Genomic DNA, 20,335 nt, shown 5'->3' with positions numbered 1-20,335 from the left:
ACGGCCTCGCGCGCGGAATATTCGTCAGTGTTCTCCGGCGGATCCGGCGATTCCTCGGCATGATCTACCGAAAGGACCGGTCAACCGCCCGCGACCAGCTCCCCGAACGCGCGGGCGGCGTGCGGGGAGGTGAACAGCCGGGCCAGGCGCGCCCGCGCGAGTTGGCGGCGGAACGGCCCGGCCAGGGTGGTGTCCCCCGCCTCGTGGGTCATCTCGGTCAGCCAGCGGGAGAACTCCTGCTGGTTCCACACCTTCGCCAGGCGGGCTGCCGAATACGCCGCGAGCGGCTCCTCGTCGCCGTCGTGGACGGCCGCGCGGAGCGCGTGGGCGAGCACGTCCGCGTCGGCGATCGCGAGGTTCATCCCCTTGCCGCCCATGGGGGTGATGATGTGGGCGGCGTCGCCGACGAGGAAGAGATTGCCGTACCGCATCGGGTCGACGACGAAGCTGCGCATCTCGACGATGGACTTCTCGGTGATCGGGCCGCCGGGCAGGTCGGGGTCGCCGAGGCGGAGACGCAACTGTGCCCAGATCAGCTCGTCGCTCCAGTCGTCCGGCACCGCGTCCGGTGCGCACTCCAGGTAGTAGCGGCTGGCCTTCGGTCCGCGCGGGAACTGGGCGGCGAAGCCGTGGTCGCTGATCCCGAAGAGCGGGTTGCGGGGCGGCGGGGCGTCGGCGAGGACGGTGAGCCAGCCGATGCCGTGATCGTAGGAGTAGGTGGTGACGGCGCCCGCGGGGACGCCGGCGCGGCTGACACCGTGGTACCCGTCGCAGCCCGCGACATAGGTGGCCGCGATCTCGTGGACGGTGCCGTCCAGGTCGCGGTAGGTGACCTTCGGGCGGGCGCGGTCGAGGTCGCGCAGGGCCACCTCGTCGGCGTCGAACCGCAGGTCGCCGCCGTCGGCGAGGAACGCGGCGATGAGGCGGGTCACCAGGATCTGCTGCGGGATGATCCGGCCCGGCCGGCCGTCCGAGAGCGCGGCCATGTCCAGGTGGTGGGGCTTCCCGTCGACGCGGATCTCCAGGACGCCGTCCTCGCGCGCGCCCGCCAGCAGCGTGTCCCCGAGCCCCCACTCCTCGAAGATCCGGGTGGCGGCGTGGTCGAGGACGCCCGCGCGCTGCCGTTCCTCCACATGCGCCCGGCTCTGCCGTTCCAGGACGACGCAGTCGACCCCGGCCCGCCGGAGCAGGTTGGCGAGGGTCAGTCCCGCGGGACCGGCTCCGACAATGACGACCTGGGTGGTTTCGCTCATGTCCGACATGTATCGCACCGGACCCCGCCGGGACAGTGCCCATACCGACGGCGCATGGTGGAAGGGCGTCCACAACAGGACGGTGCCCGTCCACCTGGTGGGTGGACGGGCACCGTGCCGTTGTCGTGCGAAGGTTACGGGGCGTCGACCAGAACGCGTCCCTCGAGGGGGCCACGCGGGGTGCCGACACCCCGGTAGTTGGCCTCCACCCGCGCGGCCTCGGTCGCGTTCGGGTTCGGGTTCGCGCAGCTCACGCCGCCCGTGGAGCCCGACATCAGCGACGAGCACGGGCCGGGCTTGGCGTCCGGCAGACCGAGGCTGTGCCCCAGCTCGTGCGAGGCGATCCGGGTGGTGTTGTATCCCTGGGTCACCGCCTGGCGGCCGAACCAGACCGTGACGCGCTGGCCGGGCCGGACGGGGCCCAGGGTGGCGCGCGGCCAGCCCGGGTCGGCGACGATCTGGATCTCGGCGCGGCGGCCCTGCGGCGCCTCGACGAGCTGGACGTTCTTCACGTGGGTGTTCCACACCTTGACGCCCTCGGCCACGGCGGTCTTGAACTCACCGGCCTGGGTGGCGTCGTAGTACAGGGTGGTCGCGAGGGCCGGGCGCGGCGCCGTGGCGGGGGCCGGGGCGGCCGCGGCGGACGGTGCCGCCGTCAACGAGATCGCGGCGGCGCCGACCACGGCGCCGACGCTGAACTTTCGCAGCATGCGGGGAGCTCCTCCGAGTGAGTTTCGGACACTACTGCGGGTGACCCGGCTACGGGTCGGCCTGAGCCTATGAGGGGCGTCCGGGTGCAACAACGGCGCGAACTGTCATAGATAAGGCCTCCACCCTGGCAGATCTGTGCGCCAAGCGGGCGCCAAGCCGCCGACCAGTCACGCCCAAGCCGCCTGGCCAATGCTGGGGGCCGGGAAAGTGACGGCACGAATTCCATCGAATGCCGGGAAGAAGCTGGTCTGGATGGAGGGCCTGATGAGCCAGAATCCGACTCACAAGCGCGGCCTTTACCTGGGAGTCGTGCCGGAGCGCGCCGCCGTGCGGAACGGCGCGACACCGCTCGTTCTCGATCACGACCTCGACGTTCTGCCGGCGGTGGGACGGCGCCTGACGATCGCCGAACTCGCCCGGCATGTGGACGATCTGGCCGGCAGGCTCGCCGCGGCCGGAGTCCGGCGCGGTGAGCATGTCGTGATCCACAAGGCCGCCAACTTCGACGTCTGGCTGCTCGGCACCGCCGTGGCGCGGGCCGGGGCCATTCCGGTGCTGTTGTCGCACGCGCTGGACGCCGCGACCATCGCGGCACTGCTGGAGCGGCTGAACAAGCCGCATCTGCTCACCGACGACGGCAAGCTCGACGCGCTGGCCGACGTGCCGCTGGCGGAGCTGGCCGACCGGGTGATCACCGTGAACGGCCCCAGGCCCGGTGCGGTGTCGCTCGGCGAACTGGCCGAGACGTCACCGGTCCGGCCGGTGTTCCAGGGCCTGGACGAGCCCGCGATGATCACGCACACGTCCGGGACCACCGGGCTGCCCAAACTCGTCGTGCACACGCCCCGGACGATGCGGGCCCGGCTCCGTCCGCAGCTTTTCCTCCTGGCGCTGATGCGCAGACGCGAGAAGGTCGCCATTCACATCTCCTTCGTCCATTCGCGGATGTTCGCGGCGATGGCCCTGTGCCTGACGAAGGGCCTGCCGACGCTGCTGGTGAACGAAGCCGATCCGGACGAGGTCGCGACGTTCTTCGCGGCGAACCGGCCGGGGCTCATCGAGGCGCTGCCCAGTTCGTTCATGGCGTGGGAAGGGCTCGCCGACGATCCACGGAAGCCGTTCGCGTCGGTGAAGTACTTCAGCAGCACGTTCGACGCGATACATCCCCGGACGATCCGCCGGCTTCTCGCGTCGTCCCGGCGTCGGGTGCCGCAGTACTTCCAGATCTACGGGCAGAGCGAGGTCGGCCCGGCGGTCGGCCGCCCCTATTTCCGCAGAACCGTCCGCCGGATGGACGGACGTTGCGTCGGTTTCCCCCTCCCGGGCAGCGCGAAGGTCCGTGTGGTGAGCCAGGACGGGAAACGACCGTCCAAGACCAATCCCGGGCACATCGAGGCCAGATGGGACGGCATAGCGAAGACCTATTTCGGCGAGCAGGAACGGTACGACGCCAACGTCCACGACGGCTGGTGGCGCACCGGCGACGTCGGCTACCGGACCAGGTTCGGCTGCCTCCACATGCTCGACCGCGAGATCGACACGATCGACGGGGTCGGCAGCAACCTCGAGATCGAGGATCTCGTGCTGAACCGGCTGGAGGAGCTGACCGAACTCGTCGTGGTGCCGGGGCCGGAGTCGGAGCCGACCCCGGTCGTCTGCACCTTCAGGGACGAGCCGCTCGATCTGGACCGCTGGCGCGCGGCCGTCACCGAGTACCCGCAGCTCGCCGACCCGGTGCATATCCCGATGGCGGAACTGCCGCGGACCGCCACGCTGAAGACCCGACGCGTCGAACTGTCCCGGATGCTCCGCGACCAGCTCCAAGAGCGGACGTGAGCCGTGGCGTACCGGTGCCCCACCTCGACGACGGCGACCCGGCGGACGTTCGGCTCCGGCCGCGCGGTCCCCGGTAAGGACGGCCACGACCCGGCGAAGGCCCCGGGGAGGCGCGCCTCATGACCACGAAGCGGGACGCGCGTGACGTGGCCGCCGGGCCCGGTACCCCCGATCCGCGGCGCTGGCTCGCCCTGGTCGTGCTGGCGGCGATGCAGTTCCTGCTCGTCCTGGACATGACCGTCGTGGTCGTCGCGCTTCCCGAGATCCAGGCCGACCTGCGCTTCTCCCAGGCGGCCCTGCCCTGGGTGATCAACGGCTATGTGCTGACGGCGGGCGGGTTCCTGCTGCTCGGCGGGCGGCTCGCCGACATGTTCGGCCGCCGCAGGCTGTTCCTGGCCGGCGTGCTGATCTTCGGGGTGGCATCGGTGGTCTGCGGGGCCTCGACCTCGTCGTCGATGCTGGTGGCCAGCCGGTTCGCGCAGGGCACCGGGGAGGCGCTGGCCGCCCCGGCGGCGCTCGGCATGATCCCGCTGCTGTTCACCGACGGCCGGGAGCGGATGAAGGCGCTCGGGATCTGGGGCGGCATCGCCGGGCTCGCCGGCACGCTCGGCTCGGTGATCTCCGGCGCGCTGACCGGCGTGGACTGGCGGTGGATCTTCTACATCAACATCCCGATCGTCGTCCTCGCCGTGTTCCTGATCCCGCGCGTGCTGCCGGAGAGCCGGATGGCCCGCGAGAGCCCCCGGCTGGACGTGCCCGGCGCGGTGACGGCGACCGGCGGACTGGTCGCGGTCGTCTACGGCCTGTTGCAGGCCGCCTCGCACCCGTGGAATTCCTGGCAGGTGCTGGCGCCGCTGCTCGGCGGGGTCGCACTGCTGGTGGCCATGGTCGTGGTGGAGTCCCGCTCCCCCGACCCGCTGATCCCGTTGCGGTTCCTCGCCAACCGGACCCGGGTGACGTCCAACGTCCTGAGCCTGGTCATCTGGGCGGTGTTCATCGGCTACGTCGTCCTGCTGAACTGGTACATGCAGCAGGTCCTCGACTACTCGCCGTTGCGGACGGGGCTGATGAACCTGCCGCGCGGCGCCGCGATCGCCGCCGGGATCGTGCTGTGCACCGTCCTGATGCCCCGGATCGGCGTGAAGCCGCTGCTCACCATCGGGTTCCTCGGCAGCGCGGCGGGGCTGCTGCTGGCGAGCTTCATCGAGGTCGACTCGTCCTACGCGGGCGCGATCCTGCCCGGACTCATCGTGTTCGGGATCTTCAGCGGGCTGTGCTACCCGGGCCTGATCAACGGCGCGTTGCACCAGGTCACCGGGCAGGACTCGGGGCTGGGTTCCGGGGTGCAGAACGCCATGCAGCAGGTGGGCGCGGCGCTCGGCCTGGCCGTCCTGGTCACGGTCGCGCTCCGCCACACCGAGAACGAGGTCCATGCCGGAACGGTCCCACCGGTCGCGCAGACCGACGGGTACGCGCTGGCGTTCCGCGTCGGCGCCGCCGCCCTCGTGGTCGCGGGCGTCGTCGCCGCGCTCGTCCTCGAACGGGTGAGCACGCGGCGACGCAACGCCCTCGCCGAGATGCCGGGCGACCCGGCGTCCACGACGCCGTCCGCGGCGCCGTCCAGCAAGTCCGCCCCGTCATGACCGGAGCCCCGACCGGCGGTCCATCACCTGGCACATCACTCTCTGGAAGGACGGACATGGGAACAATCGAGGTTCCGGTTCTGATCGTGGGAGGCGGCGGATGCGGCCTTTCCGCGTCCGTATTCCTGTCCGACCACGGCATCGGTCACCTGCTGGTGGAACGGCACGCGGACACGTCGAACCTGCCGAAGGCGCACTATCTGAACCAGCGCACCATGGAGATCTTCCGCCAGCACGGGCTGGACGGGGCCGTGAACGAGCAGGCCGCGCCACCGGAGAAGTTCGGAAAGGTGCGCTGGCAGACCACGCTCGTCGGAACGGAGGCGCTGGACGCGAAGGTGATCCACGAGATGGACGCCTTCGGCGGCGGCGCGCTGCGCGACCGGTACACGGCGGCCGGACCCGCTCTGCCCGCCAAGCTGCCGCAGGTCCGATTGGAGCCGATCCTGCGGCGGCACGCCGAACAGCGCAATCCCGGACGGATCCTGTTCGGCACCGAGCTGACGTCCCTGACCGACGACGGCGACCGCGTCGTCGCCGAGATCCGCGACGTCGCGACCGGGGAGACCACGACGGTCGAGGCGAGGTACGTCATCGCGGCCGACGCCGGCCGGACGGTCGGCCCCGCGCTCGGCGTCCAGATGCAGGGCCTGCCCGCGCTGTTCGACGCCACGACCGTGTACTTCTCCGCCGATCTGTCGGAATGGTGGAACGAGGGCTCGCTCATCACCTGGTTCCTCAACCCGTACAGCGCGGACCTTTCCAGCGCCCTCCTCGAAATGGGTCCGACCTGGGGCAAGAACTGCGAGGAATGGGGTCTGCACGTCCAGCTCGGCGACATCGACCCGGCGGACGAGAACGCCGTCTCCGCCAGGATCCGCCAGGTCCTCGGCCTGCCCGACCTGGACCTGACCCTGCACGAGGTGACGACCTGGACCGTGGAGGCGGTGCTCGCCGAGCACTACCGGTACGGGCGGGTCCTGCTCGCCGGCGACGCCGCGCACCGCCAGCCGCCCGCCGTCGGGCTCGGCCTGAACACCGGGATCCAGGACGCGCACAACCTCGCGTGGAAGCTCGCCGCCGTGCTCACCGACCGCGCGCCCGACGCGCTCCTCGACACCTACGAGGCGGAGCGCCGTCCGATCGGCCAGTTCAACATCGGCTGGGCGATGTCGGCCGCGTCCAACCACCAGGTCGTCATCGACGCCGCCGTCGGTCTCGGCCGGCACGTCCCGCCGGAGCGCCGGACGCTGATGTTCCTCGGCTACTTCGCCCCCGCCCCGACCGGCGCGGCGCAGCGGGCGCGGGCCGCGGAGATCTTCGCCACCCATCGCGGCGAGTGCCAGGCGCTCGATGTGGAGATCGGCTTCGCCTACGAGCAGGGCGCCGTCGTCCCCGACGGCGGGCCGCCGCCCGCCCGCGCGCCGCTGGGCGACGTGTACGAGCCGACGACCCGCCCCGGGCACCGGCTGCCGCACGCGTGGCTGGAACACGACGGCGAACGGCTGTCGACCCATGACCTCACCGGAACCATGACCGGGCTCACGCTGATCACCGGCCCGGACGGGTCGGCGTGGTGCGAGGCCGCGGCGCAGGTGGCGGAGAAGCTCTCCGTCCCGATCAACGCGGTCCGGATCGGGGACGGCGACGCGGACGGCACGGAGTACACCGACGTCGACGGCGGTTGGGCGGCCGTCCGGCAGACCACCGGCGGCGGCGCCCTCCTGGTGCGCCCCGACAACCACGTGGCCTGGCGCAGCGCGGACGGTGCCGAGAACCCGGTGGACGTTCTCGGCGCCGCGGTCTCCCGCGTCCTGGACCACGGCGCCCCCTAGCTCCCGGCCAGCCCCCTCAGTTCAGGAACCCGTGGGCGGGCCGGGCGTCGCGTGCTCGCGGCCCCGGCCCCGCCCCTGCATGAGAGGTCACTTGATGATCAGTCGAAGGTCGTTCGTCGCCGGAGTCGGCGGGGCCGCCGCGCTGGCCGCGACGGCGGTGCCCACCCCGGCGCACGCCCGTCCCGCGTCCCGGATCCGCTGGGACCGGCTGCGCCGACACCTGCGGGGAAGGCTCGTGCTGCCGTCGGACGCGGACTACCCGAAGGCCAAGCAGCTCTACCAGATGGAATTCGACGAGATCCATCCGCAGGCCATCGCCTACTGCACCTGTACCTCCGACGTGTCGCTGTGCCTCCGCTTCGCCCAGGACCACGACCTGCACCTCGCCGTGCGCAGCGGCGGCCACAGCCACGGCGGCTACTCCACGACACCGGGCCTCGTCATCGACGTGTCCCGGATGAACTCCGTCGTCCCCGGCGAGCAGAGCACGTCCATCGGCACCGGGGCGCAGACCGTCGACATCACCAACGCGCTCGCCCCCGCCGGTCTCGCGGTCTCCACCGGCTACTGCCCGACCGTCGCGGCGGGCGGATTCCTCCAGGGCGGCGGCGTCGGTCTGCTGACCCGGGCCACGGGCATCGCCTCCGACAAGGTGAGGTCGGCGCGGGTGGTGCTCGCCGACGGCCGGGTCGTGACCGCGTCGCCGTCCCGGCACGAGGACCTCTACTGGGCCCTGCGCGGCGGCGGGGGCGGCAACTTCGGCATCGTGACCTCCTACGAGGTCACCCCGACCCCCCTCACCCATCTCGCCACCGCCATCCTGATCTGGCGCTACGACCAGGCGCTGGACATGCTGGACGGTTGGACGAAGTGGCTCGAGGACGCGCCGTGGACGATCGGCTCCGGCCTGAACGTCCAGTTGGAGGACTCGGCGCCCGGCAAGGTCCCGGTCGCGTCCGTCCTGGTGGGATCGACGGACACCGGGCCGGGGTTCGCCGCCGAGGTGGAACGGCTCGTGTCCCTGGTCGGCCACGCCCCGACGTTCCGGCGCGACGAGGTCGAGCCCTACCAGAAGATCATGATGGGCCTGTTCGACTGCGACGATCTGACGGTGGACGAATGCCACCGGTCGGACACGTTCCCCTCGGGGCGGCTGCCCCGGGCGGCGTTCGGGTTCGAGCGCAGCCGCATGTTCGGCAGGGCGATGCCCCGGGACGGCTGGGCGAAGACGCTCGCGCTCTTCGACACCGAGCGCAGGGCCAGGCAGACGCACCAGTTGCAGGTCACCGCGCTCGGCGGACGGGCCAACACGCTGTCGCGCACCGAGACCGCCTACGTGCACCGCGACACCCGCTTCATGGTCACCCTCTACGGCTGGCACCGCGAGGGACCGGTCTCCGCCGAGGACAAGGCCGTCGCCGGACGCTGGATCGACGCCGCCTTCAACGTGATCGACCCCTACTCCAACGGTGAGACCTACCAGAACTTCATCGACCCTCGCCTGACGGACTGGCAGCGCTCGTACTACGCCGAGAACTATCGACGGCTGAAGCGCATCAAGCACCGCTACGACCCGCACAACGTCTTCCGCTCACCACAGAGCATTCGCTGACGCTGATTTTCGCGTTCCGCCATTTCCGCGGAACCCGCCGCCCGCGTTCGCAGGCGATGCACCGGCCATCGCGCGAGCGCGGGCCGTTCAGTATGCGCGGACGGGAAATGGGCATCCGGCGAAGCGTCACGCCAAGTTGGCGCCAAGCCGGCGCCAACCTGTGAACCAGTCCGGACCAAGCAGCGTGGTCGAACCTGGAAAGCATGGATCACAAGAGCGTGAACACCGCCGCGACCGGAATCGCCGGAACGAATCCGTCGGAATCGGTGTCGGGTCTCTATTCCGTCATCGAGGAATCGGCCCGGCTGCTGGAGGTGCCCTGTTCGCCGGACAAGGTCCTGCCCATCCTGACCGTGTACGGTGAGGCGCTCGCGGACGCCGTGGTCGCCTTCAGGGTGGCGACCGGTGAACGCCACGCGGGCGAGCTCGACTGCCGTTTCTCGATTCCGCTCGACGTCGATCCGTACGGCCTCGCCGTGTCGAACGGTTTCATCGCCGACGGCGACCATCCCGCAGGGACGCTTCTGTCGGACATCGCGGCGGGCTGCCCCCTCGACTGCTACGGAATCGACTTCGGGGTCGTCGGCGGCCTCAAGAAGATCTGGGCGGTGCTGCGCCGCGGCCACCTTCAGGAAGTGTCGCGGCTCGCCGCCCTTCCCTCGATGCCGCGCGGCCTCGGCGAGAGCGTCGACTTCTTCGCCCGCCACCGCCTCGGTGACAAGGCGGGTCTGCTCGGCATCGACTACCGGAGCAGAACGGTCAACGTGTATTTCGGTGAGCAGCCCGCCCAATGCTTCGAGCCGGAAACCGTACGGTCGATGCTCGACGAACTCGGCCAGGGCGAGCCGAGCGAGCAGATGCTCACGCTCGCCAAGCGCGCGTTCGGAATCTACGTGACCCTGAACTGGGACTCGCCAAGGCTCGAACGGATCTGCTTCGCCGTCGCCACCGCCGATCCGGCGGAACTTCCCGTCCCGCTCGACCCGCGGATCGAACGGTTCGTGAGTTACGTCCGGAGCTCGGACTCGGACCAGAGATTCGTCTACGCCGTCGCGTCGTCACCTCAGGGCGAGTACTACAAACTCCAGTCCTATTACCGGTGGCAGCCCAGAGTGCTGGACATGATGCAGCTTTCCGACGGCGCCATCAAAGACCCGGTCTGACAAAGACCCGGTCTGACATTTTCGGGCGACCTCTCACGTCCGCCACCCCGCCCCCACCCCCTGTCTCCCCCGCATCGAGATCGGAGCATGCAATGAGACCACCGGACGTGACGCGCCTGCCCCCGGTACCGTGGCCCGCCGAGGTCGACCGGGACCATGTACGCCAGGCCACCACCCGGCTGCTCGCGCACGTCGGCCGCAGGGTCGATCCCGACGGCGCGTTACGCGAGGAGTGTCAGAGCCGGGTGCTGGAGTCGGCGCTCGCGCTGACGCTGATGGTGCGCGCCGGGACGACCTCACCCGCCCGGGACCGCCTCCTCGGCTTCCTCCGCGCGCACCGCGACGCCCCGGACGAACTCGACCGCGTCCTCGCCGAACTCGCCATCGGACGGGCCACGGGCCGCGAGCCCGCCGACGACGCCGACCTCATCGCGAAGCTGACGGACGGCGTCCTCGGCGCCGCGCCCGGGTTCATCTCCGCCCGGCGCCGCATGATGGTGTACGCGGTGCTGTCGGTCCTCGGGTTCCCGCTGCCGCCCGACGCCGCGCCCGCGCCCGACGCGAAGGCGCCCACGGACCCGATGCACTCCTGGGCCGTCGTCCAGCAGGCGGCGGTGACGCTGATCCTCGCCAACGCCGCCGGGGTCCGCAACGAGGCCACCGACGCCGCGTCGCGGACGCTGGTCGCCGTCGACCCGGCGAACACGGTGTGGGAGGGCTACGTGCTGATGCACGTGCTGACGCTGCACGGGCTCGCCGGCGTCCCCGGGCACGAGGCGACCGTCCGCGCGGGCCTCGACACGTTGCTCAGGTACCAGCGGGACGACGGCGGCTTCCCGTTCGTGGCGGCGATGCACAACTGGTGCACGTCGACCGCCGGAATGGGGCTCGCCGCCGCCGGTGCTCCGCGGAGCCTGCTGCGGACGATGGCGGGGATGCTCGTCGCGCACCAGGGCGGCGCCGTACGCCCATCGCTCTCGCGCGGCTCGGCGCTGAGCGGCGGCTGGTCCATGTCCACCGACGTGGCGCTGAACGATGTCGACGACACCTCGTGCGCCCTGGAGTTCCTCCAGGCCACCGACCCGTCCGCGTTCGGCGAGTCCGTGCGGCGCGGGGTGGACGCGCTGCTCGCCGTCCAGGGCGAGGACGGCGGTTTCCCCACCTACGTCGCCGGCGCGTCGTCGGAGCCGTGCATGACGGCCGCCGCCGTCAACGCCCTCATACCCCATCCGCACACCGCGCCCGCCCGGGACCGGGCGCTGGCGTCTCTCGCCGAGAGCCAGTTGCCGGACGGCGGTTTCGAGCCCGGTTGGAGCCGCAGCCGCCTGCACACCATCTTCCGCGCGCGGCTCGCGGCGTGCGGCGCGCGACCGGACGACCACCGCACGGCCGGACTCGTCGAACGGATCGAGCGCTCGGTCCGCGAGACGCAGAACGCCGACGGCGGCTGGGGGATGCAGCCCGGCGATCCCAGCGACGACATCAGCACCGCCTGCGGTCTGATCACACTGTGCTACGGCACCGACCCCGAACCGATCGGACGCGCCCTGACGTGGCTGCTCGACCGCCAGAACGCGGACGGCGGCTACGACGGGCCGCCCGACATGGTCGGCCCCCGCCCGTTCCCGTACCACTTCCCGATCCTGACCGACGTGCCCGTGCTTCTCGCGTTCGGTCACGTCCGGGCCCGGGTGCACGGTGCGGCGGCGCTGCTTCAGGGCGTGGCCTGAGCGCCATTACCGCCCAAGTCGACGCCAAGCCGATAGCAAGAGCACCAGGCGAGGATATTTCTGCCGGAAGGCCACGGGGAACTCTCAGCTACCGAAGGTGGATACCAGGCATGCCGACTCTTTGTAAGCCAGCGGTGAGCGTGCCGGAATACGTCATCACCATGGAAGACACCCTGGAATTCGCCAAGAAGGTGCATGCGGGAAAGCCGCAACTTCCATTGGCGCTCCGATTGATCGAAAGAACCGGGGTGCGTAAAAGACATATCGTCCAGCCGATCGAGAAGGCGCTCGAACATCCGGGTTTCGAGGAGCGCAACCGCATCTACGAGCTGGAGTCCAAGAGGCGGTGCCCCCCGGTCATCGAGGAGGCGCTGGCGAACGCGGACCTGACGACACGGGACATCGACGTCATCATCTACGTGTCGTGCACCGGGTTCCTGATGCCGTCGCTCACCGCCTGGCTGATCAACAACATGGGGTTCCGGTCCGACACCCGGCAGGTCCCGATCGCCCAGCTCGGCTGCGCGGCGGGCGGCGCCGCGATCGGACGCGCCCATGACTTCTGCACGGCGTACCCCGAGTACAACGTCCTGATCGTCGCCTGCGAGCTGTGCTCGCTGTGCTACCAGCCGACGGACGACGGTGTCGGGTCGCTGCTGTCGGACGGCCTGTTCGGCGACGCCGTCGGAGCGGCCGTGGTGCGGGGCCACGGCGGCACCGGCGTCGCGCTGGAACGCAACGCCTCGTACCTCATCCCCGACACCGAGGACTGGATCTCGTACGCGGTACGCGCCACCGGCTTCCACTTCCTCCTGGACCGCCGGGTGCCGGGCACGATGGAGCCCCTCGCGCCCGTGCTGCGCGACCTCGCCGACGACCACGGCTGGGACGCCTCCAAGCTGGACTTCTACATCATCCACGCGGGCGGCCCGCGAATCCTGCACGACCTGGCGAAGTTCCTCGACGTCGACAACGACATGTTCCGGCACAGCTGGGCGACGTTGACCGACTACGGGAACATCGCCAGCGTCGTCGTCCTGGAAGCCTTACGCAGGCTGTTCGAGGAGGGCTCGATGCCGGCGGGCGCCACCGGGATCATCGCCGGTTTCGGTCCTGGCATCACCGCGGAGATGGCGGTGGGCCGCTGGAGCACGGGCACGCCGCTCCCCATGGAGTCCGGTTCGATCCCCGCGTCGGCGGGCTATCTGGCGCGCGACCTCGCGCACACCACGAAGGGGGGAATCGCATGAATGGCCTGGTCGTCCCGCCCGGACAGGGCCGCAGGCTCGTCACCAAGGCGCAGGAGGTCACCTTCAAGGTCACCGGCGCCGACGGCGGCTTCGCGTCGTGCTTCGAGGTGATCGTGCCGCCCGGCTTCGATGTCGGCGCGCACACCCATGAGGACGGGAAGGAATTCTTCTACGTCATCGAGGGAGAGGTCGACCTCTTCGCGTTCGAGCCGGTCGAACGCACGGAGGACGGCTGGCAGGACTGGGAGTCGCCCGAGGGTGACCGGGTCGTCCGCGCCGGTGCGGGCAGTTGCATGTTCGTTCCGAACGGATGCCCCCACGCGTTCAGAAACCCCACCGACAAGCCGGCGCGAATGCTCTTCCAAAGTTTTCCGCCGCCCGCCCACGAACGCTATTTCGAAGAGATCTGCGAGATCTTCGCGCATGGCCCGGACGTCGATTCGGGTGCCGTCCAGCGGCTCCGCGACCGTTATGACGTCCACCAGATCACGCCGCTTCGCTACGGGCCGCCGGCCTCCTGACATCGCCGCCGGAGGTGGCCATCTTGAATCCGATCCCCCTGGTTCACGCGAGTCTGGGAGAACAAGAACTGGCGGCCGTCGCCGAGGTGTTCGCCTCGGACTGGACGGCCGGTCAGGGCCCCCGGGGCAAGGCCCTGGAGCGGGCGCTGGTCGAACGCCACGGCGTCGGTGACGCGGTCGCGCTGAGCAGCTGCGCCGCCGCGCTGCACCTGAGCCTGCTCGCGATCGGCGTCGCGCCGGGCGACGAGGTGATCGTCGCCGACTACACGTTCCCGGCTCCCGCCCACGCCGTCCGCCATGTCGGCGCGTCACCCGTCTTCGCCGATGTGCGTCCCGACACCGGCACGATCGACCCGCGTGCCGTCACGGACCTGATCACCTCCCGGACCGTGGGCGTCATCGCGGTGGACACCGTCGGCCTGCCCGCCGACTACGCGGAGCTGTCCTCGATCACCGAACGCCACGGCCTGTTCCTCATCGAGGACGCCGCGTGCGCGGTCGGCGCGACCTATCGGGGACGTCCCGCGGGCGCGCTCGCTCCGATCGCCTGCCTGTCCTTCCACGGACGCAAGGGCATCACCAGCGGCGAGGGCGGGGCGCTGCTCGCCACCGATCCGGAACTCGCCGCGGACGTGCGGCTACGGTCGTCCTTCGGCATCGGCAGCATCTTCGACAAGGCCCGGATCATCGGGCTGCCGATCCCGGAGTTCACCGAGATCGGCTACAACTACAAGCTCTCCGACATCGCCGCCGCGATTCTCCAGGTCCAGTTGGGCCGCGTCGACGCCATGCTGGACCGGCGGCGCGCGGTGGCGGCCCGCTACGGCGAGCTGCTCAAGGACGAAGAGCTGGTCACGCCGCCGCATGTCCCGGACGACCGCACCCACGCCTGGCAGTCGTACCTGGTGACGCTCGACCCGAGCGTGGACCGCGCGGGCGTCGCCGCCGACCTGCGCTCCCAGGGCATCGGCTGCGGGCACGGCACCTGGGCGAGCCATCTGCAACCCGTCTACCAGAGCGATCAGACGTGTCCCGTCTCCGCGGACCTCTTCAAACGGCAGCTCGCCATCCCCATGCACGCCGAACTCACCGACGAGCAGGTCGAGCGGGTCGGGGTGGCGCTGCGCGCCGCGCTGAGGGAACACCGACGTCCCACCACCGAGAAGCAGGGAGGCGCGGCGTGAACGAGCCGAACTCGGACCGGATCATGCGGCTCATCACCGGCTACTGGGCCACCGGGATCGTGGGCACCGCGGCGAGTCTGTCGATCTTCACCCATCTCGAGGACGGCCCGGCCACCACCGACCAGCTGGCCGCCCGCGCCGGGATCGCGCACCGCGGAGCGCAGGCCCTTCTCGACGGGCTGGTGAGCGTCGGCCTCGTCGAGGTGGACGACGGCCGTTACCGCAACACCGCCGAGGCGTCCGCCTTCCTGGTCGAGGGCAGGCCCACCAGCCTGGCCGGATTCGCCAAGGTCAAGATGCGCCACATGGCGGCTCTGGCGGACCTGCCCGACGTGGTCCGCGCCGGAGGCCCGGTGACGGACGCGGTGGTGGAGGTCGCCGACAACCCGCACTGGGAGGACCTGATCCAGGCCATCGCCGCCCAGTCGGTCCCGGTCGCGGCGATCGCGGCCGAGACGTTGCGGCTGGCGGACGCCGGTGAGATCTCCATCCTCGACATCGGCGGCGGATCCGGCGTCTACTCGGCCATCTGGCTCGACCTCAACCCCGCCGCCCGCGCGACCCAGCTCGACTGGGCCCCGATCAACGCGATCGCCCGCCGCCTGCTCACCGAGCGGGGCGTGGCCGACCGCGTCGGCCACATCGACGGCGACCTCCACACCACCGACCTCGGCGACTCGGCGTACGACATCGTCGTGTACTCCAACATCGCGCACCAGGAGGGCCCGGAGGACAACATGGCGATCTTCGCCAGGATCCGCAGCGCCCTCAAGCCCGGTGGAACGCTGGTGATCTCCGACTATGTGGTGGACGACGACCGCACCGGCCCGCCCTACCCGCTGACCTTCGCCGCGGAGATGCTCCTCAAGAGCAGGTTCGGCGGTACCTGGCGCCGCGCCGACTACCGGTCCTGGCTCGACAAGGCCGGGTTCGAGGACGTGTCGTTCCAGCCCACCCCGTCCCCCAGCACCCTGATCTTCGCCCGCTAGGAGACGAGTCCGGCATGACCACCGCTCAGCACCGTCCGGCCGCCCGGGTCGCGACGCAGGGATCGCCATGACCGGCGCCGCCGCGGCGGCGGCCGGGGACGTCGCCGACCTGCTGTTCGACCGGATGATCCAGCCCACCGCGGTCGGCCCCGCCGGCTACGACGCCGCCGCGCCCGCACCGCTCGTCGGCCGCGCCGGCGATCTGGAGCGGCTCGGTTCCGCGCTGACCGCCCCGGACGCCGGGGTGGTCATGGTCACCGGCCCCGCAGGGGTGGGCAAGAGCCGGCTGGTGACGGAGTTCTTCCGCCGCCACCGGACGGACGGCACGGTCGAGGTCTTCGACTTCGGGCAGGTCGCGGACGTCCCCGCGTTCCGTCGCACGCTGCGGCGGCTCCGGGAGCGCCGCCACGAGAGTCCGGACGGTCTCGAACACCTCGGAGAAGACGGGCACACCGTGGTGTTCGACCATGTCGAGGACGTCGCCGGCGACCTCGCGCCGCTGCTCACGACGATCCGGCGGTGCTGCCCGCGATTACGGATGGTCGTCGTCGGGACGACCCGGATCGGCCTGTACGGGGAACGGGTCGTCCGGCTCCGGCCCCTGCCGACGAAGGGCACGGCGGGCGCGACCTCGCCGGCCGTGGAACTGTTCGTCCACTGCGCTCGGGCGGTACGCCCGGACTTCGCGCTGACCATGGAGAACGAGGACTCCGTCGGCACGCTCTGCCACCTGGCCGGGGGGCTTCCGTTCACGATCGAGCTGGCCGCCTCACAGGTCGCGCTGGCCGAACCCGACCTGATCCTGGAACGCTTCGGCCACGGCTCCGGCGACCTCCGGCGGATCGGGCGACACCCCTATTCCCGGCATTCGAGTGTCGGCGACCTGACGTCATGGGTTCTCGCCCGTCTCCACGCGGACGAATGGGCGCTGCTGACCTCTCTCGCGATCTTCGAGGGCCCGTTCACGACCCGGGCGGCCGCCGAGGTGGTGGGCGGATTCGACGCCGCCACCTACCGGACCATGGAACGGCTCCTCGACAAGAGCGTCCTCGTTCCGGGTGAACGACGCCACGGCGAAGTGATCCTCAGCGTTCCGAACAACGTCCGGCTCGCCGCGGCCGGATCGCTCGCGCGCCTCCCGGTCCACCCGGTGCTACGGCGGGCCCACGCCGAGTACTTCCGCACGGTCACCGGCACCGGCGGCCTCGACCTGCGGGCGGACCTGCTGGCGGCGTACGGCTACTGGCGGGAGGCCGGCGCCGGAGAGGCCATGGCGTCGATCGCGAACGCCCTGCTCGGGCAGTCCACCGGAGAGGCGCACGACCGGCGATGCCTGGAGCTGGTCGAGGAGGCCCTGCGCGCCGGCGTCGACGACCCGCGCCTGCGCGCCCGCACCCTCGAAACGGCGGGCGAGACGGCGATGCGCCTGGACGTGTCGAAGGCGCGCGGCTACCTGGCCCAAGCTCGGGACGCCTACCGCGAGGCGGACGACGAGGACGGCACGGTGCGCTGCCTGATCCTCCTCGCCGACGACGCGTACGCGACCGGGGACCTCGACCGGGCCCGCGACCACTACGAGCAGGCTCTCGCCACGGACACCGAGCCACCGCACCCGAACGAGCGGACCTCGCTCATGCGGCGGCTCGCGGTGGTGTTGCGGGACGCGGGCAGCCTGGGACGGGCCGAGGAGGTGGCGCGGGCGACGCTGGCGGCGGAACTCGGACGGGAGGACTTCGGTGCCGCGGTGCTCACCCGGTACGTCCTCGCGAGCATCCGCTGGCTGGGGCAGGACTCGGCGGAGACGAGGGCGCTGTTCGCCGACGCGGCGGCGCAGCTCGGGCGGCTGCCGGAGACGGCGGAGCAGCCGGAATGCCTGGAGATGCTGGCGATCATCCTGGGGAGATGGGGCCGGATCACCGACTGGCGTCCGCTGACCGCCGTCCTCGGGACGGCCGACCGGCTGCGGCAGAGGTCGGGCGCGGCACGGCCGGAACCGCTGAGCGAGAAGATCATGCCGATTCTCGCGGCGGCCGGCGAGGCGCTCACCTCCGACGAGTACGTCCGGGCCTGGCAGGCGGGGGCCGAGCCGTCCTGGGCGGAGGCACTGCGGCTGGTACCGGACGACGAGCCGGCCGCGGACACCGCCCCCGATGTCGCGGACATCCTGACGAAACGGGAGCTCGAGGTCGCGCTGCTGGTGGCCGAGGGACTGACCAACCGGGTCATCGCCCGCAGGCTCGGCATCGCCGAATGGACGGTCGTGAACCACCTCCGGAAGGTGATGCGCAAGCTCGGCTGCCAGTCGCGAGTCCAGGTGGCCCGGCGGCTCTCCATCCGATGAACCGGGTGAATGATCTTTTGATCAGGCAGCCGACCGACAATGTCCCGGCATCGGGAAACGCCGCACCGCCGAGCATTATGCGACCCGTGATCCTGAAGATTCCCGAAAAACCGGAGAAACAAAAAATCTTGCCCGGCAATTTCGATGATCTTGACGGGAATCCAGGCGTCGACCACATGACAATTTGTTGCCATGTGCCGACCCGCGCCTGACGACCGGCCGACCTCGTCCAACAGGGCGATGACCTGCGAAAACCTAGCAACTTCACATGGCGGGCGGCCGGGCCGGACCGACCACCGCCTCGCGTTGACGGCGACGGCCCGCGGCGTTCACCTCCAGGACACCGCGAAAGTCAATACGCAACGCAATGGCTCATGCACGTACCGTACATTGACGGGGTAACGGTTCGCGGCTACATTGGCTTGCGCCGGCATCGGGGGCTGGAAAAAATCATCACGGGGGCTGCGGAATGCAGTTATTTTGCGCGGCGCCGGACTTCGTATGCGGTCGAATAGGCCACATTACGAATTTATGGGCGCCAGGTTCGATGCATGTCGGAATCAATGAAATCCCAGCTGGCGTCGCCGTTCTTCGGCGGCACGCCTCGACACCTCCCTCACCATTCGACATGAATGGCGCGCGGCAGAATTATCAAATGCCGCATGACCTCCGGGTCACACACCTGTCGCGATATCAACGCGCTCGCCCGGGAATATCGTTTCAGCGTTCACGCGTGCTCGTCACCTCCATGCACCGACACTGCCGTGCCGGGCCGCCGTCCCGCTTCTCGCCAGGCGCCCCCGAACAAGGCGGTGAGATGTTGGGAGTTCACAGATGACGAACGAGAAGACCAACGTCGATACAATGGTCATCGGCGAAAGAACCGGCGGCCGCCGGTCACGGGTCGAAAGTGGACGGCGGTCGAGTCGCGGCAACGGCCACGGCAACGGGGACGCCCGGCGCATCGCGGAACTCGAACGCGAAGTGCGGGAGCTGCGACGCGCCAACGAGATGCTCAAGGTGTACTTCGCCCAGGGGCTCGATCTCGACCTGGCACCGACACCACCCGCGTCCGCCGCGTTCGACCCCGCAACGGGCGACCGGGACGGCACCGAGATCACCCCGACCATGCCGCCCGTGGCGGCGGGCACCGTCCGGTGGGCCACGCCCCCGGCGCGCGCCTCGCGCACGCCGCGTCCCTTGGCGGAGTTCCGGGCGCTGGGGCCGATCGAGGCCGTCGTCGCCGGACGGCTCGTCGACCTCGGCGCGCCCAAGCAGCGCGCGCTGCTCGCGGTCCTGGTCAGCAAGGTGGGTCAGCCCGTGGCCGTCGACGTGATCGTCGAGGAGCTGTGGACCGGTAACCCGCCACCATCGGCGATCACCTCGTTGCAGGCCTATGTGGCCAACCTGCGACGGGTCCTGGAACCCGACCGCGCGCCGCGGACCCCCGCGACGGTGCTGCGCACCTTCGGCCGCGGCTACCTGCTGGACAACCGTGTCGTCGAGGTCGACGTCCACCGCTTCAGCGAACGCGCCACCGCCGGATGGCGGGCCCTCGACCGCGGTGAGCCACGGCAGGCGCTCCGCGAGTTCGAGGCGGGGCTGACGCTGTGGCGGGGCCAGGCGTACGCGGAGGTGGCCGACACCGGCTACGTGCGGCCGGAGGCGGCCCGACTGGAGGAGCTGCGGCTGTCGGTCGTCGAGGGACGCTGCGCGGCGCTGCTGGCCGTCGGCGCCCACGAGATGGCGGTGGCCGAACTGGAGGCCTTCACCCAGGCCCATCCGCTCCGCGAGTACGGCTGTGAGCTGCTGAGCCTGGCGCTGTACAGGTCCGGCCGGCAGGCCGAGGCGCTGGCGGTGCTCCGCACCAACCAGAAACGGCTGGCGGAGGAGCTCGGCATCGATCCCCGGCCGGCGCTCCAACATCTGGAGAACGAGATCCTGAACCACGCCCCGGCGCTGGACTGGCGTCCGGTTCCCGGAGGTGGGATCTGAGCGGCCCGACGGCCGCGTCCTCTCGCGCTCGACGGCCCGCCGCCGAACCCCCCGAGGCCGCCCGCGGCGGGCCGCCGAGCCGAGCACACGTTCCACGTCGCCGTTCGACGAAACGGCCGATCACATCCACTCAATGGCTTCCCCGCGCATTTTTCGGGCTCCTCCTCAGGCGCCACATGACTTTCCTACCGCGACAAGTTGTATCACCGAGATCGGCGATATAGTCGGATGCACCGACCGAAGTTCGGTGACAATATGTTGCCCCACGCCGA

15 protein-coding genes are annotated in these 20,335 nt (G+C 70.5%); 13 read left to right on the top strand and 2 right to left on the bottom strand.

Translation table 11 applies throughout. From position 1 onward, the window contains the following. Window positions 1-80: 80 nt before the first annotated feature. Entirely contained in the window at window positions 81-1,253 is a 1,173-nt protein-coding gene (locus BZB76_RS09775) for a 4-hydroxybenzoate 3-monooxygenase (protein WP_211342925.1), read from the bottom strand. 134 nt (window positions 1,254-1,387) lie between these two features. Then, window positions 1,388-1,963, bottom strand: a complete 576-nt coding sequence (locus BZB76_RS09770) for a snapalysin family zinc-dependent metalloprotease (protein WP_121433965.1) — start codon at window positions 1,961-1,963, stop codon at window positions 1,388-1,390. A gap of 265 nt (window positions 1,964-2,228) precedes the next feature. Between BZB76_RS09770 and BZB76_RS09765 the strand changes: the two genes are divergently transcribed. The 13 genes from BZB76_RS09765 to BZB76_RS09710 all read left to right on the top strand — a co-directional run bounded on the left by BZB76_RS09765 (window position 2,229) and on the right by BZB76_RS09710 (window position 20,063). Continuing rightward, a complete protein-coding gene (locus BZB76_RS09765; RefSeq protein WP_170180562.1) occupies window positions 2,229-3,800 on the top strand; it encodes a class I adenylate-forming enzyme family protein in 1,572 nt (523 codons plus the stop codon). A gap of 119 nt (window positions 3,801-3,919) precedes the next feature. Beyond that, on the top strand, window positions 3,920-5,443 hold the full coding sequence (locus BZB76_RS09760; protein WP_121433963.1) for an MFS transporter: 1,524 nt from the start codon (window positions 3,920-3,922) through the stop codon (window positions 5,441-5,443). 56 nt (window positions 5,444-5,499) lie between these two features. After that, on the top strand, window positions 5,500-7,278 hold the full coding sequence (locus BZB76_RS09755; RefSeq protein WP_121433962.1) for an FAD-dependent monooxygenase: 1,779 nt from the start codon (window positions 5,500-5,502) through the stop codon (window positions 7,276-7,278). A gap of 94 nt (window positions 7,279-7,372) precedes the next feature. Beyond that, complete coding sequence (locus BZB76_RS09750) at window positions 7,373-8,890, top strand: FAD-binding oxidoreductase (protein ID WP_121433961.1); 1,518 nt, start codon at window positions 7,373-7,375, stop codon at window positions 8,888-8,890. Window positions 8,891-9,093: 203 nt separating this feature from the next. Next, window positions 9,094-10,053 carry an aromatic prenyltransferase gene (locus tag BZB76_RS09745; protein WP_121433960.1) on the top strand — a complete coding sequence of 320 codons (960 nt, stop codon included), beginning with the start codon at window positions 9,094-9,096 and terminating at the stop codon, window positions 10,051-10,053. A gap of 92 nt (window positions 10,054-10,145) precedes the next feature. After that, window positions 10,146-11,783, top strand: a complete 1,638-nt coding sequence (locus tag BZB76_RS09740) for a prenyltransferase/squalene oxidase repeat-containing protein (RefSeq protein WP_121433959.1) — start codon at window positions 10,146-10,148, stop codon at window positions 11,781-11,783. A gap of 110 nt (window positions 11,784-11,893) precedes the next feature. Beyond that, complete coding sequence (locus tag BZB76_RS09735; protein ID WP_121433958.1) at window positions 11,894-13,033, top strand: type III polyketide synthase; 1,140 nt, start codon at window positions 11,894-11,896, stop codon at window positions 13,031-13,033. Beyond that, complete coding sequence (locus tag BZB76_RS09730; RefSeq protein ID WP_121433957.1) at window positions 13,030-13,554, top strand: cupin domain-containing protein; 525 nt, start codon at window positions 13,030-13,032, stop codon at window positions 13,552-13,554. Before BZB76_RS09735 ends, BZB76_RS09730 begins: the two co-directional genes overlap by 4 nt. Before the next feature lie 23 nt (window positions 13,555-13,577). Then, window positions 13,578-14,738 (top strand): DegT/DnrJ/EryC1/StrS family aminotransferase, encoded by a 1,161-nt coding sequence (locus BZB76_RS09725; RefSeq protein WP_121434599.1) that lies wholly within the window; start codon window positions 13,578-13,580, stop codon window positions 14,736-14,738. Next, complete coding sequence (locus BZB76_RS09720) at window positions 14,735-15,727, top strand: class I SAM-dependent methyltransferase (RefSeq protein WP_211342924.1); 993 nt, start codon at window positions 14,735-14,737, stop codon at window positions 15,725-15,727. The genes BZB76_RS09725 and BZB76_RS09720 overlap by 4 nt, the downstream gene beginning before the upstream one ends. Window positions 15,728-15,794: 67 nt before the next feature. Further along, a complete protein-coding gene (locus BZB76_RS09715) occupies window positions 15,795-18,068 on the top strand; it encodes an ATP-binding protein (protein WP_211342923.1) in 2,274 nt (757 codons plus the stop codon). A gap of 5 nt (window positions 18,069-18,073) precedes the next feature. Then, window positions 18,074-18,280: a hypothetical protein gene (locus BZB76_RS34190; RefSeq protein WP_147449393.1), complete on the top strand. Its 207-nt coding sequence runs from the start codon at window positions 18,074-18,076 to the stop codon at window positions 18,278-18,280. Window positions 18,281-18,902: 622 nt separating this feature from the next. Next, complete coding sequence (locus BZB76_RS09710) at window positions 18,903-20,063, top strand: AfsR/SARP family transcriptional regulator (RefSeq protein ID WP_211342922.1); 1,161 nt, start codon at window positions 18,903-18,905, stop codon at window positions 20,061-20,063. The last annotated feature ends 272 nt before the right edge of the window (window positions 20,064-20,335 follow it).

Origin of the sequence: Actinomadura pelletieri DSM 43383 (assembly GCF_003634705.1) — a bacterium.
Lineage (GTDB): Bacteria > Actinomycetota > Actinomycetes > Streptosporangiales > Streptosporangiaceae > Spirillospora > Spirillospora pelletieri.
This window is presented reverse-complemented; position numbering and strand designations above follow the sequence as displayed.